13 protein-coding genes are annotated in these 15,069 nt (G+C 35.2%); 7 read left to right on the forward strand and 6 right to left on the reverse strand.

Translation table 11 applies throughout. The features are described 5' to 3' along the window. Positions 1–76 precede the first annotated feature (76 nt). Positions 77–322 carry a sulfurtransferase TusA gene (gene tusA, locus AC27G3_RS13175; RefSeq protein WP_487122258.1) on the forward strand — a complete coding sequence of 82 codons (246 nt, stop codon included), beginning with the start codon at positions 77–79 and terminating at the stop codon, positions 320–322. A gap of 153 nt (positions 323–475) precedes the next feature. Here tusA and glyS read toward each other — a convergent pair whose 3' ends face one another. The 6 genes from glyS to dnaA form a co-directional block, all read right to left on the reverse strand. Continuing rightward, a complete protein-coding gene (gene glyS, locus AC27G3_RS13180) occupies positions 476–2,542 on the reverse strand; it encodes a glycine--tRNA ligase subunit beta (protein WP_487122260.1) in 2,067 nt (688 codons plus the stop codon). Further along, entirely contained in the window at positions 2,542–3,468 is a 927-nt protein-coding gene (glyQ, locus tag AC27G3_RS13185; RefSeq protein ID WP_487122262.1) for a glycine--tRNA ligase subunit alpha, read from the reverse strand. Before glyQ ends, glyS begins: the two co-directional genes overlap by 1 nt. 81 nt (positions 3,469–3,549) lie before the next feature. Next, positions 3,550–5,991: a DNA topoisomerase (ATP-hydrolyzing) subunit B gene (gene gyrB / locus AC27G3_RS13190; protein ID WP_487122263.1), complete on the reverse strand. Its 2,442-nt coding sequence runs from the start codon at positions 5,989–5,991 to the stop codon at positions 3,550–3,552. 45 nt (positions 5,992–6,036) lie between these two features. Further along, entirely contained in the window at positions 6,037–7,131 is a 1,095-nt protein-coding gene (gene recF / locus AC27G3_RS13195) for a DNA replication/repair protein RecF (protein WP_487122265.1), read from the reverse strand. A 59-nt stretch (positions 7,132–7,190) separates the two neighbouring features. After that, positions 7,191–8,294, reverse strand: a complete 1,104-nt coding sequence (gene dnaN, locus AC27G3_RS13200; protein ID WP_487122267.1) for a DNA polymerase III subunit beta — start codon at positions 8,292–8,294, stop codon at positions 7,191–7,193. 55 nt (positions 8,295–8,349) lie between these two features. Further along, positions 8,350–9,711 (reverse strand): chromosomal replication initiator protein DnaA, encoded by a 1,362-nt coding sequence (dnaA, locus tag AC27G3_RS13205; RefSeq protein WP_487122268.1) that lies wholly within the window; start codon positions 9,709–9,711, stop codon positions 8,350–8,352. 538 nt (positions 9,712–10,249) lie between these two features. Here dnaA and rpmH point away from each other — a divergent pair. The 6 genes from rpmH to AC27G3_RS13235 all read left to right on the forward strand — a co-directional run bounded on the left by rpmH (position 10,250) and on the right by AC27G3_RS13235 (position 14,732). Continuing rightward, the gene (gene rpmH / locus AC27G3_RS13210) at positions 10,250–10,384 is read left to right on the forward strand and encodes a 50S ribosomal protein L34 (RefSeq protein WP_011045771.1); all 135 of its coding nucleotides are present in this window, start codon (positions 10,250–10,252) and stop codon (positions 10,382–10,384) included. Between the two features lie 94 nt (positions 10,385–10,478). Continuing rightward, a complete protein-coding gene (gene rnpA, locus AC27G3_RS13215) occupies positions 10,479–10,835 on the forward strand; it encodes a ribonuclease P protein component (RefSeq protein WP_487122270.1) in 357 nt (118 codons plus the stop codon). After that, a complete protein-coding gene (yidD, locus tag AC27G3_RS13220) occupies positions 10,802–11,050 on the forward strand; it encodes a membrane protein insertion efficiency factor YidD (RefSeq protein WP_487122272.1) in 249 nt (82 codons plus the stop codon). Before rnpA ends, yidD begins: the two co-directional genes overlap by 34 nt. A 5-nt stretch (positions 11,051–11,055) precedes the next feature. Further along, complete coding sequence (gene yidC / locus AC27G3_RS13225; RefSeq protein WP_487122274.1) at positions 11,056–12,690, forward strand: membrane protein insertase YidC; 1,635 nt, start codon at positions 11,056–11,058, stop codon at positions 12,688–12,690. 103 nt (positions 12,691–12,793) lie between these two features. Continuing rightward, on the forward strand, positions 12,794–14,212 hold the full coding sequence (gene mnmE / locus AC27G3_RS13230) for a tRNA uridine-5-carboxymethylaminomethyl(34) synthesis GTPase MnmE (RefSeq protein WP_487122276.1): 1,419 nt from the start codon (positions 12,794–12,796) through the stop codon (positions 14,210–14,212). 76 nt (positions 14,213–14,288) lie between these two features. Then, on the forward strand, positions 14,289–14,732 hold the full coding sequence (locus AC27G3_RS13235; protein ID WP_487122278.1) for a flavodoxin domain-containing protein: 444 nt from the start codon (positions 14,289–14,291) through the stop codon (positions 14,730–14,732). The last annotated feature ends 337 nt before the right edge of the window (positions 14,733–15,069 follow it).

Consider the following 15,069-nt stretch of genomic DNA (forward strand, 5'->3'; position numbering starts at 1 on the left):
ATTTCTTTGCTGAGATTTTCTTCGGTTTTAGTTATTATTATCACTCTTTAATCATTGTTACTTTAGTTTATCACCCATGACCGACACTTTATTTGAACAAGCAAATCATCATTTAGATACTTTAGGCTTACGTTGCCCTGAACCCGTCATGATGCTTCGTTTGAAAATACGAAAAATTGCTTCAGGTGAAACGCTAACCGTTACAGCCGACGATCCGTCAACTACTCGAGATATTCCTAGTTTTTGCCGATTTATGGAGCATGAATTATTGGCAAAACAAGCTACAAACAAGCCCTATCAATATTTGATCAAAAAATCTTAACTGATTTTTAATCAACCTATTGTTTATAATGCATTTATTTTATTCTTTAGTTAGTGTTTAGTTAAAATTCGGGCAAAAAAAACGAGCTCAAGATCATATTTATCTTTCGAGCTCGTTATATCTTTTAGCCGCAATATTTAATTGTTGCTTAGCTTATTGCAGTACAGAAATATCAGCAATTGCTAAAAAGCTATTTCTAATTTGATTTAATAACGTTAAGCGATTTGTTTTAACAGCATTATCATCACTCATCACCATTACGTTGTCAAAAAAGTTATCAATCGACACTCTTAATGTTGCCAACTCATTCAGTGCGGCTTGATAGTTTTTATCTGCCAATAATGGCGTTACTTTAGTCTCAACTTCACTATAAAAATTTGCCAGCGCTTTCTCTTCATCTTCTTGTACAAGGTCATGATTAAAACTTTGATACAGCTCGCCATCAAATTTAGCTAAAATATTACCTACACGTTTATTGGCTGCAGCTAAAGTTTCAGACTCAGTTAACCCTCTAAAATAGCTGACCGCTTTTATACGCTTATCAAAATCTAGTGGTGCCGTTGGTTGTTTGGCAAGCACTGCTTGAATAACGTCAACACTAATGCCTTGCTCTTGATAAAATGCACGGAAACGCCCCATGACAAAGTCTATAACATTCGTTGCTGTATTTTCATTGCTAAGTTTGTCACCAAATAAGCCAATACTTTGCGTCACTAAATCTGCAATATCTAATGCTAAGTTTTTATCAATAATAATACGGATAATACCGATAGCAGCACGTCTAAGCGCAAATGGGTCTTTATCACCTTTAGGAGCTTGGTTAATACCAAATATACCAACTAAGGTATCTATTTTATCGGCTATAGCTACTGCGCAACCTATTTGTCCTTCAGGTAAGCTGTCTCCTGCATAACGAGGACGATATTGATCTTCCAGTGCTTGAGCAATCGCTTTAGATTCACCATCATTAATTGCATAGTATTTTCCCATTGTCCCTTGCACCTGAGGAAACTCTAATACCATATCAGTTAATAAATCAGTTTTACTGAGTAATCCCGCACGATAAGCATCTTGAGGATTTTCATTTAATTTAACTGCGATAGCTTCACTTAATTTTGCAATGCGTTCTGATTTCTCTTTTACTGAGCCTAACTGCTTTTGAAATAATACTGTTTCTAAGTTTTTAAGACGACTTTCTAAAGTCACTTTCTTATCTGTATTAAAGAAAAACTCTGCATCAGCTAATCGTGGGCGAATAACTTTTTCATTACCAAAAATTACTTGCTGTGGATCTTTACTCTCAATGTTTGCAACAAAAATAAACTTGTTAATCAGCTGGCCATTCTTATCAACAACTGGAAAGTATTTTTGATGATCTTTCATTGAATAAATAAGCGGTTCTGCTGGCACATTCAAAAAAGACTCATCAAAGCTACCAACTAATGTAACCGGCCATTCAACTAAGCCCGTGACTTCGTTAAGTAACTCATCATCAATTAAAGCTTCACCCTCAAGTTCTGTTGCTGTTTGTTTTATTTGCGCTAGAATTTGTTGCTGGCGCTGTTCAAAATCAACAACGACATAAGCTTTTTCCATTTCTGCTTGGTAATCGTTAGCATGCTTTATAGTAACTAAACCGTGGTGATGGAATCTGTGTCCAGTCACTCTGTTACTAGCGCTAACACCTAGCGTTTCACCATTAAGAATGGTTTCGCCGTACAGTAAAGTTAATGTATGAACAGGGCGAATAAATTGAGTACGTTCGCTTCCCCAACGCATTGGTTTAGGGATAGGTAATTTATTCAGTGCATTATTTACCATAGTAGGAATAAGTTCTGCTACTGTTTTACCTGTTTGCGTAGCACGATGTAATAACCACTCACCTTTATCTGTGGTTAATCGCTCAGCTTGTTCTATTTCAATACCATTTGATTTAGCCCAACCTAACGCAGCTTTACTTGCATTCCCTGCTTCATCAAATGCAACATTGGTTGCAGGCCCACGCTTTTCAATTGTTTTATCTGATTGTTTTTCAACAAGCTCTGTCACAACCACAGCCATTCTACGAGGCGTTGCAAACCAATTTATTGCACTATAAGATAATTCTGCATTATCTAACTGTGCTTGAATTTGCTCAAAAAAAGTTTCAGCTAACTTCTTTAGGGATTTTGGTGGTAATTCTTCTGTACCTAATTCTATAAGTAGAGTTTCAGTTGTCATTATTTTTCTCCACTCTTGGCTTTTTCTTCATTTTTACATAGCGGAAAGCCAAGCTCTTCTCTAACAGAGTAATATGCTTGTGCACAAGCTTTTGATAGTGTTCGAACTCGTAATATATAACGCTGTCTTTCCGTTACAGAAATAGCATGACGAGCATCGAGTAAGTTAAAAGCATGTGAAGCTTTCATTACCTGTTCGTAAGCAGGTAACGGTAAGTTATTTTCAATTAATTTTTGGCTATCTTTTTCACATTGATCAAACATTTTAAATAAGGCATCTACGTCTGCATGTTCAAAATTATAAGTTGATTGCTCAACCTCATTTTGATGGAACACATCACCGTATAATACTTTACCCATAGGTCCGTCTGTCCATACCAAATCATAAATGCTATCAACATCCTGAATGTACATGGCTAAACGCTCTAAGCCGTAAGTAATTTCACCTGTTACTGGTGCACACTCTAACCCGCCTACTTGTTGAAAGTATGTAAACTGGGTAATTTCCATCCCGTTTAACCAAATTTCCCAACCTAGTCCCCAAGCACCTAAAGTGGGTGACTCCCAGTTATCTTCAACAAAACGAATGTCATGAACAAGTGGATCTATTCCCAACTCTTTTAATGAATCAAGGTAGAGTTGTTGAATATTAATAGGTGAAGGTTTTAACATCACTTGAAATTGATAATAATGTTGTAACCTATTTGGATTTTCGCCATAACGACCATCTGTAGGACGACGACATGGCTGAACATAAGCACTGCTCATCGGTTCTGGACCGATTGATCGCAAAAAGGTCATTGGGTGAAAGGTTCCTGCCCCAACTTCTAAATCTAATGGCTGTACAATAACACAGCCTTGACGCGACCAATAATCTTGCAATTGCAAGATAAGCCCTTGAAATGTATTGATATTAAACGTACTCATGATTTTCAATATTCTCAATTATTGTTAACAAAAATGCCCGATATGATGACCGGGCATTAAATTATATTTTATAACTATTACTTACACATCTAAGTTTGCAACTCTTAGTGCATTCTCTTCAATAAAGTTTCTACGAGGCTCAACATGATCGCCCATCAAAGTAGTAAATAGTAAATCTGCTGCAATAGCATCTTCAATGGTTACTTGCAGCATACGACGAGTTTCAGGATCCATTGTCGTTTCCCAAAGTTGCTCAGGATTCATTTCACCCAAACCTTTATAGCGTTGTATGTATTGTCCACGTTTTGATTCAGCCATTAACCAGTTAAGTGCTTCTTCAAATTCTTCAACAGGTTTAACTTTCTCACCACGTTTAACATAAGCCCCTTCTTCCATTAAACCATTAATAGCTTCGTTTAATTTATTGATAGAAGTAAACTCTTTCGATTGCACTATGTCATAACCACAATCATAAACTTTATCGATACCGTGCTTTCTTACATTAAAGCTTGGGTAATAAATACCACGTTCACTGTCGTGTTTTACTTCAACACTATAAATTGAACCATTACCATCTTGATTTTGTAATTGTTTAATTAGGTTATCAGCCCACAAATCTACCTTAGCTTTATCAGTAAAATCATCAGCAAATATTGTAGAGCTATAAATCATCTTTTCTAGTATATCTGCAGGTATTTGACGCGACATTTTTTGAATCGTTTCATGGGTTTTTCTGAATTGAACAACAAGTTGTTCTAATACTAAACCTGATATCGCAGGCGCTTCTTCATTCACATGAAGTTCAGCATTTTCTAGTGCTAACGTAGTTAAGTATTCCGTCAAACCATCATCGTCTTTAATATAACGCTCTTGCTTACCCTTTTTAACTTTATACAGAGGTGGTTGAGCAATAAATATATGCCCTCGCTCCATTATTTCAGGCATTTGACGATAGAAGAACGTTAGTAATAATGTACGAATGTGCGAACCATCGACATCGGCATCGGTCATGATAATAATATTATGATAACGCAGTTTTTCTGGATTATATTCATCACGTCCAATACCACAACCTAGTGCAGTAATGAGTGTCCCAACTTCTTGTGAAGATATCATTTTATCAAAACGTGCTTTTTCTACGTTAAGAATTTTACCTTTCAATGGCAGTATTGCTTGGTTTTTACGGTTACGCCCCTGCTTAGCTGATCCGCCAGCAGAGTCCCCTTCCACAATATATAGTTCAGAAAGAGCAGGATCTTTTTCTTGGCAATCGGCTAGCTTACCAGGCAAACCAGCAATGTCTAACACACCTTTACGACGAGTCATCTCACGAGCTTTACGTGCAGCTTCACGCGCTCTTGCTGCATCAACAATTTTCATAATTATTGTGCGAGCAATAGCAGGGTTTTCTAATAGGTATTCACCTAACTTTTCACCCATTGCTTGTTCTACTGCTGTTTTAACTTCAGAAGAAACTAACTTATCTTTTGTTTGAGATGAAAATTTAGGGTCTGGTACTTTCACTGAAATTACCGCAGTTAACCCTTCTCTTGCATCATCACCCGTAGCACTTGTTTCAGCACCACCTTTACCTTTCTTATTTAAGCCTTCTTTAACCATATAAGAATTCAACGTTCTTGTTAACGCTGTTCTGAATCCGCTTAAATGTGTACCACCATCTTTTTGTGGGATATTGTTAGTAAAACAATAGATATTCTCTTGAAACCCATCGTTCCATTGCATTGCAACTTCAACAATAATTCCATCATCTTTACTTAAATCAAAGTAAAAAATTTCATCATTCACAGCTGTTTTATTGGTATTTAAATAATCAACGAATGCTTGAATACCACCTTCATAACAGTAGTGTTCATTTCTTCCTTCACCACGTTCATCAATTAAACGAATAGAAACGCCTGAATTTAGAAACGATAATTCACGAATACGCTTAACAAGTAAGTCGTAATGAAAAATAACATCTGAAAACGTTTCGCTACTTGGCCAAAAACGAACTTCAGTACCTGTTTGTTCACTTTCACCCACTTCAGCAAGAGGAGCTAATGAATCACCATTTTCATAAAACTGTTCGTATAATTTACCTTGGCGACGAATGGTTAACTGTAGCTTTTCACTTAAGGCATTAACTACCGAAATACCAACACCATGAAGACCACCCGATACTTTATAGCCCGAGTCTTCACCACCAAATTTACCACCAGCATGAAGTACCGTCAAAATAACTTCAGCGGCAGAAATCCCTTCCTCAGGATGGATATCTGTAGGAATACCTCGACCATCATCTTTAACAGAAACTGAACCATCAAGATGGATTTTAACAACAATCTCAGAACAGTGGCCTGCTAATGCTTCATCAATAGAGTTATCGAGTACTTCAAATACCATATGATGTAATCCACTTCCATCATCAGTATCACCAATATACATGCCAGGTCTTTTACGAACAGCATCTAATCCTTTTAGTACTTTAATACTATCCGAACCATATTCATTTTCTACAGTCATAGCTTCAGCCTATTCATTCATTGTTATTCGTTGCCAATATTAACACTAGTCAACATCAGAAATCTCTAATACTTCACCATGTTTCACGTGAAACATCTTATAATTCTTGTTTGATGAAACCAAAGGCTTCAAGGCAAACTGGTCAATTGCAGTAATTATTACCTGACAATTTAATTCATTAATCGCTTTTGACAATAATGTTCGAGAGTTAATATCTAACTCAGCGCCTATATCGTCTATTAATAAAATTGGTTTTACTCGATTAACTTTCTCAATTAATTTAGCTTGAGCAAAAGTTAACGCCAATAAAAACAACTTTTGTTGCCCTCTTGAAAGCAACATATCAATGGATGTTCTATTTACGAGAAACCTAACATCAAACTTTTGGGCTCCATATAAACTGAACCCATGTTGACGCTCTCGTTCATGGTTTTCTATTAAAACTTCACTTAGCGGTTTCTTTTGATGCCATCCCTGTAAATATTGAACAGTTATTTTGTCAGTTAAGCTTGGCAATAATAATTGCGTCCATTTTTCTAATTCTATTTTAAGTTGATCTATATATTCACTGCGACTTCGAGCAACCGATTCACTTTGCTGACAAAATATATCAGTCCAATAGTCTAACATTGAATGACTACTAGCTGATCGTAAACATGCATTTCTTTGCTTTAATACCCTAGAAAATTCACGCCATTGATTAGAAAACTCATGTTTCACGTGAAACAAACCTAAATCAATAAAGCGACGTCTTTCTTTTGGACCACCGAAAAACAACTTAAAACTTTCAGGTGTTACAATTTGAACTGCTATATTTTTAGCTAAATCAGACAACCGAGATTGACGTTCACTATCAACTTTAATATCAGTAACACCAGAAACTAAGTCCCTACTAATACCTAATTGTCTTTGTTCAAAATCTTTAATACTAACAACAAACTTAGTATTTTGATGATTTACAATAGTATTTACTTTACTGGTTCGATAAGACTTACCATGACCTAAAAAAAATATAGCTTCTAGTAAACTACTTTTACCACTACCGTTTTCACCGACGATAAAATTGTTGTCACAATGAAAGTTTATCGCCTGCCCATTAAGGTTTCTAAAATTTTGCGTAACTAATTTTAATACACTCATATATATAATTTATCTATTAATAAATAAGTGTGTAATAAAATAAAAAATATTATCAACAACTAGAGCCTCATCGGCATAACAACATAAAGCGCTTCACCAGAATCAGAACCTTCTATCACTACACTACTGTTAGCATCTGCAAGGGTAAATTTAACGTTAGCGTCTTTAATAGCACTTAATACATCTAAAACGTAACTAACGTTGAAACCAATTTCTAACTCGTCATAAGGAAAATCTATTTCAATTTCCTCCTCTGCTTGCTCTTGTTCAGGATTGTTAGCAGTAATTTTTAATAACGAATTGGCAAAATTTAAGCGTACACCTTTAAATTTTTCATTAGATAAAATAGAGGCACGAGAAAGTACTTGTCGTAATTGGTCTTTATCAGACTCCATAACTTTATCGCCATTACGAGGTAATACTCGACGATAATCTGGGAAACGGCCATCAACTAATTTACTGGTAAACGAAAATTCAGAATCAATGATGCGGATATGATTAGATCCTAAAAATACTTGAACCTCTTCATCAATAGGATCTAATAAACGTATGATCTCTAAAATGCCCTTTCGCGGAACAATAACTTGTCTAGCCGGTAGCGATAATGAATCATTTGAAATTTTACAAATAGCAAGACGATGACCATCTGTGGCAACTGAACGAATTTCATTGTTTTCAGTTTCTATAGACATACCATTTAAATAATACCTAACATCCTGATTTGCCATAGAAAAATGAGTGCTTTCTATTAATCTAAGTAATTCAGACTTTAATAATTTAAATTCAACATCCCCTTTCCACTCTTCAATATTAGGAAAGTCTGCCGCTGACAAAGTTGATAAGGAATACTTACTTCGTCCAGTGCTGAGTTTAATTACATCAGCGTCAGATTCAAAAGTTAGCATAGAATTTTCAGGTAAACTTTTACAAATATCGAGAAGTTTCTTAGCAGGCACGGTAACTTTACCGTCTTGAGCTTGGTTCTCTATTTCTGCGTAAGCAACCATTTCTAACTCAAGATCGGTAGCAGTTAATGTTAATGATTGGTTGTTAACATCTAAAAGTATATTTCCTAAAATAGGTAATGTACTTTTACGCTCAACTGCGCCAGAAACCAATAATAATGGTTTAAGTAATAATTCCCTGTTTAATGAAAACTTCATTGAATTGCCCTATCTATTAATCTGATTAATTTTATCGTTATTTTTATTAAGCTATTTAAGAAGAAAGTGTTCTGATTAGATTAGAATAATCTTCTTTAATATCATGCGTTTCTTCACGTAAAGTTTTAATTTTACGACAGGCATGTAAAACAGTTGTATGATCTCTTCCGCCAAATGCATCACCTATTTCGGGTAAACTGTGATTAGTCAGCTCTTTAGATAATGCCATTGCAATTTGTCTAGGTCTAGCAACAGATCTGTTTCTTCTTTTAGAAAGCAAATCAGCCACTTTAATTTTATAATATTCAGCAACTGTTTTTTGAATATTGTCGATAGTCACTAACTTATCTTGAAGCGCTAGTAAATCTCTTAATGCTTCTCTAACAAAATCTATAGTGATAGAACGACCAGTAAAATTAGCATTAGCAATAACCCGATTTAATGCCCCTTCCAACTCTCTTACATTAGATCGTAAACGTTTGGCGATGAAAAAGGCAACTTCATCTGCTAAGTTAATATGACTCTCTTGTGCTTTTCTTTTAAGAATTGCTACACGAGTTTCTAGCTCAGGCGGTTCAATTGCAATGGTTAGTCCCCAACCAAAACGAGATTTTAGACGATCATCCACGCCATCTATTTCTTTAGGGTAACGATCACTGGTTAAGATTATTTGTTGATTACCTTCTAACAAGGCATTAAAAGTATGAAAAAACTCTTCTTGAGTTCGTTCTTTACCAGCAAAAAACTGAATATCATCAATTAATAAGGCGTCAACATTACGATAGTAATGTTTAAATTTTTCCATCGCATTATTTTGTAGTGCTCGTACCATATCCTGAACAAAACGTTCAGAGTGCATATAAGCTATTTTAGCGTTAGGTTTATTTAATAAAATACCATTACCAACAGCATGCAATAAATGCGTTTTACCTAAACCTGTACCACCGTAAATAAATAATGGATTATAAGCAGTACCGGGATTATCAGAAACTTGGGAAGCTGCAGCTCGCGCTAATTGGTTAGATTTACCCTCAACAAAGTTATCAAAAGTATACTTCTCTCTAACATTGGTTTTTTTGGGTAAATTAGTTTCTAATTCTTGAACTGTATTGTTGGTTGATATTACAGGTGTGGCCGCAGAAGAAGTTTCTGGTATAGCAGAATCTCCTAACGGTTTACTACCAACATCAAATCTTAATAATGGCGGGTTATCTTCATCATGCAATGAAACTAATTCATTAATTCTATTAACATATTTATCTCTAACCCAATCTAAAACAAATCGATTCGGGGCATAAAGAGTCATGATGTTATTATCAACAACACACTGTAGTGGTCGGATCCACATACTAAATTGTTGAGCGGGCAACTCTTCTTGTAAAACAGATAAACAACGTTGCCAAAGTAAAAGATCCACCCAAACTCCTGAAAATAGACACTACCCGAAAATATAAACATACCCGAGTAAGCTAAATGTAATTTTTATAATAAGGCTATTATCTCTATAGTTATCCACAAGTGCAATATTGATAATTGACTAATATTGAATTATTTATAAATAAACCGCTAAGCTGTTATAAAATAGATACTTTAATAATTTAAAATTAATAAAAAAGTGCTATTTCTTTAACCTGATTTATTCAGAAACTTCAAAAAAAATAGTCTATTTTATAAACATCTCGAGGTGTAAATGTTATAAAACTGTGGATACATCAACATAAAGTAAATATAAATCATTATATTTCAAGAGGTTAATTATATTTTTTTGATTTTTAACTATTTATTAGTATTTTAAACTGATCACAAGGATCCTTTTAACGATCAATTAATAAATCACTTAAATATATTCGTTGACAAAAGATACAACAAACTATAAAATTCGCCCTCTTTTTTAGACCAAGTGTGCTCATTAACGGCTGTTTTGCCAGGGCAACAACAACCGACGGATTAGCGTAATGAAAAGAACATTTCAACCTAGCGTATTAAAACGTAAGCGTAACCACGGATTCCGTGCTCGCATGGCAACTAAGAATGGCCGTGCAGTAATTGCACGTCGTCGTGCTAAAGGCCGCGCTCGTTTAAGTGCTTAATTTAAGTGCTTACTAAGCTTATAAAAAAAGTCTTTATTATAAAGGCTTTTTTTTTGTCTAATTTTTATCAGTAATTAAACAGTAGGTCTTTATTGTGGTTAGTTATAAGTTTGAACGGGGATCTCGATTATTAACCCCTGCTCATTTTCAAGCAGTATTCGCTAAACCCATTCGCTTTGGTTCAAGCCATATCACCATTTTAATTGCTGAAAATAAAAATCAAGAAAACAGATTAGGCTTAGCTATTGCAAAGAAGCGTGTAAAGTTAGCTGTTCAGCGTAATAGAATTAAAAGACAAATTAGAGAAAGTTTTCGTTTAAATCAGCACAATTTGCCCCATATAGATATGGTAGTCATGGTGAAATCTGGCACTGATAAACTAGAAAATAATGAAATTAATCGACAATTAGAAAATATATGGCGAAAAGTCATTCGACGTTTCAACGGCTAGCAATAGCATTAATAAATGTTTATAAACGCTGGTTAAGCCCTTTACTGGGTGATAACTGTCGGTTTCAACCAACCTGCTCTACTTATGCTATTGAAGCAATTAATCGCTTTGGTGTAATAAAAGGGTGTTGGCTAGCGGGCAAACGTATACTAAAATGCCATCCACTTAATGCAGGGGGAGAAGATCCCGTGCCTAAATCAAAAAAAGAGAAATAAATCTTATGGAATCCCAACGCAGTTTTCTGTTTATTGCGCTAATGGTGGTTACTTATTTGCTATATAGTCAATGGCAACTTGATAATGCACCGGTAATTGAACAACCAACCTATAACCAAGTAAGCAATTCAGGTGGTGATTCATCTGGTGACTTTATTCCAGAATCGTCAGATTCAACTAGTGCAATTAACAAATCCACAACTGCTACTGCCCACTTAATTAGTATTGAAACAGACGTACTGTCTTTAAAAATCAATACACAAGGTGGCGATATTGTTGAAGTTAAATTACTTGATTATGAAACAGAGCAAGGCGGAAATATTCCATTTACCGTTATGCAAAATGGTCAAAGCAAATATATTGCCCAAAGTGGTTTAACCGGCGCTAACGGTTTAGACCGAATTATTAAAGGTCGCCCGATTTACAGCACAACGGCAAAAAGCTTCGCTGCAACTGAAAATGAACCTTTAGTGGTTGATTTATCTTATACAGCAGAGGATGGATTATCGGTAACCAAACGTTTCACCTTTAATCACTCAAGCTATAGCGTAAATGTTGACTACCTTATTAAAAATAATACGGCCAACAATGTTTCAATGCAATTATATGCACAATTAAAACAGTCCACCAATGTAGACACTTCAAGTGGTTTAATTCCTACCTACCGTGGTGCTGCTTACTCTACTTCTGAAGATCGTTACGAGAAGTATGATTTTGAAGATATTCAAGATGAAACTTTAAACATAGCAACCCAAGGTGGTTGGGTGGCAATGCTTGAGCATTATTTTGTATCAGCTTGGGTACCTAAAGCTGAGGATACTAACCAACTTTACACACAATACACTTCTAATCGCGATGCTGTTATTGGTTTTAAAGCACCTGCTATTATTGTTGAAGCAAATAGTGAAGGCGCAACATCTGCAATTTTTTATGTGGGACCAAAAGATCAAGATATTTTAGAGAAAATTGCTGATAACTTAGACTTAACAATAGATTACGGCTTTTTGTTTATGATCAGCCAACCTTTATTTTGGTTATTAATAAAAATTCAATCTGTTGTAAGTAACTGGGGCTTAGCGATTATCGTGATCACCCTTATCGTTAAAGGGGCAATGTACCCATTAACGAAAGCGCAATATACCTCTATGGCTAAAATGCGCGAACTGCAACCTAAAATGACAGCACTAAAAGAGCGTTTTGGTGACGACCGTCAAAAAATGTCTCAAGGTATGATGGAGCTTTACAAGAAAGAAAAAGTAAACCCTGCTGGTGGTTGTTTACCGTTATTAATTCAAATGCCTATTTTCTTAGCACTTTATTGGGTATTTTTAGAAAGTGTAGAGTTAAGACACGCACCGTTTATATTCTGGATACAAGATCTTTCAGCAATGGACCCATACTTTGTTCTACCAATATTAATGGGTATTAGTATGTTCGTTATGCAAAAAATGCAACCGATGACTATTCAAGATCCAATGCAGCAAAAAATAATGCAATACATGCCAGTAGTGTTTTCAATATTCATGGCGTGGTTCCCGTCAGGTTTAGTGCTTTATTGGCTAGTAAGTAACTTGATTTCTATTGCGCAAATGAAAGTGATATTTAACGGCATTGAAAAAGCGAAACAAAAAACAAAGTAATGTTTATATCGTAGCGTTAAAAATTAAACATCAGGCGGCCACATGGTCGCCTTTTTTATGTCCGATAGTTTATAATGCTTAAGTCAAATTCTAGGAAGCCATTATGAATAAGCAAGTATTACCCTCACATCACCAAGAAACGATTGCCGCACAAGCCACAGCACCAGGAAGAGGTGGTGTAGGTATAATCAGAATTTCAGGACCCGAAGCAATTCAAGCGGCGAACGTTATTTTAGGTAAAGTGCCAGAAGTAAGAAAGGCTGAATATTTACCTTTTAAAGACAGAAATAATCAAACGGTAGATCAAGGGATAGCTTTATTTTTTAAAGCACCTAATTCATTTACCGGTGAAGATGTGCTCGAACTACAAGGACATGGTGGTCCAGTAATACTTGATATGCTATTGAAAGAAATTTTAGCTATTAGCAAAATTAGAATGGCCAAGCCCGGTGAGTTTAGTGAACAAGCATTTTTAAACGATAAACTCGATTTAACACAAGCAGAAGCCATTGCTGATTTAATAAATTCTAGCTCAGAGCAAGCAGCTCGATGCGCACTACACTCACTACAAGGTGATTTTTCAGTATTAGTAAATGAAATGGTCGAAAGTATTATCCATTTACGTATGTATGTTGAAGCTGCAATAGATTTTCCAGAAGAGGAAATTGATTTTCTTGCTGATAAAAAAGTCGTGACGGATCTAAAGACGATAATCGAAAAAGTTGAAAACGTCCGCAAACAAGCACAACAAGGCAGTATCATAAGAGAAGGTATGCGAGTAGTTATCGCAGGTCGCCCTAATGCAGGCAAATCGAGCTTGTTAAATGCATTAAGCGGCAAAGATACGGCAATAGTAACAGATATAGCAGGAACAACCCGTGATGTACTAACAGAGCAGATACATATTGATGGCATGCCTTTACATATAATTGATACTGCTGGCTTAAGAGAAAGCGCAGACAAAGTAGAACAAATAGGTATAGAACGAGCTTGGCAAGAAATTAACCAAGCAGACAGAGTGTTATTAATGGTTGATGCAACAGAAAATGACTCTGTAGATATAGATGAGCTTAACATTAGAAAAGAATGGCCAGCATTTTTTGAAAAATTACCTGAAAATATTGGCTTAACTCTTGTCAGAAATAAAGCTGATATTAGTAACAGCCAAACAGGTTACAAAGAGAAACAAGATCCAAAATCACAAATCACTCATAGCATTGTTACCTTATCGGCAAAAACAGGTGATGGCGTTAACAGCCTAAAAGAGCACCTTAAAACCATAATGGGTTATCAAGGAAGCACAGAGGGCGGTTTTATGGCAAGGCGAAGACACTTAGTTGCCTTAGAAAATACCCATCAGCATCTATTAACAGGTTTAGATCAACTTGAATCGTATGTAGCAGGTGAAATTCTTGCAGAAGAACTACGTATTTGTCAGCAAGAATTGGATCAAATCACCGGAGAATTCACCAGTGATGATCTACTTGGTAAAATATTTTCATCATTTTGTATAGGTAAATAGTCTGATACTGGCTTAATAAACACTTACATCATTTGCATTAATATATTTACTCTTAAAACTTTAAGAAAGGAACGTTATGTCTTCATTTCAAATAATTGTAGGAAGCATGTTAGGTGGTACTGAGTATGTTGCAGAAGCTTGCGAAGAAACACTTCAGTCATTTGGACACGAAACTCAGCTACATTTACAGCCTAAATTTGATGAAATTACGAGCATTAATCAAACATGGTTAGTTTGTACTTCAACTCATGGTGCTGGTGACTACCCTGACAATATTCAATCATTTGTAAAAGATCTAACCAATAACGATCAAAACCTATCCTCAGTTAAATTGATCGTGCTAGGTATTGGAGATTCTAACTATGACACCTACTGTAACGCTGCTAAAAATTTATTTAATCTTTTAAAGTCAAAAGGTTGCAAACAATTAACACAATTAAAAACGTTAGACATGAGCCAAGATATAGATCCTGAAATGCTTGCCCAGCAGTGGATAACTGATCTAAAAGATCTTTTATAACAAGTTTACTCATAAGTTATGCACAATATTAATTAAAAAACCAATCTATTGTGGATAACATAAAGGATAACAGGTTAATTTCTTATTATTATTCAGTGTACAATAAAATCCCATATACCTCCTGTGTATAACTAGTGCTTTTGATCAAAGCTTTCTGACGGTTTGATCAAAGTTTGATCACAAGTTAATGGATCATGTAAATTGTTGCCGTATATAATAAAAAAACAGTTATCCACAGAAAATGCATTTACTAATAGTAAGTAATAATAAGATCTTTAAATAGATCTCTTTATTTAATTAAAGATCAAGACAAGATCTTTTTAATCATTTGATCGTT

Source organism: Colwellia sp. SU-HH01217 (assembly GCF_057543495.1).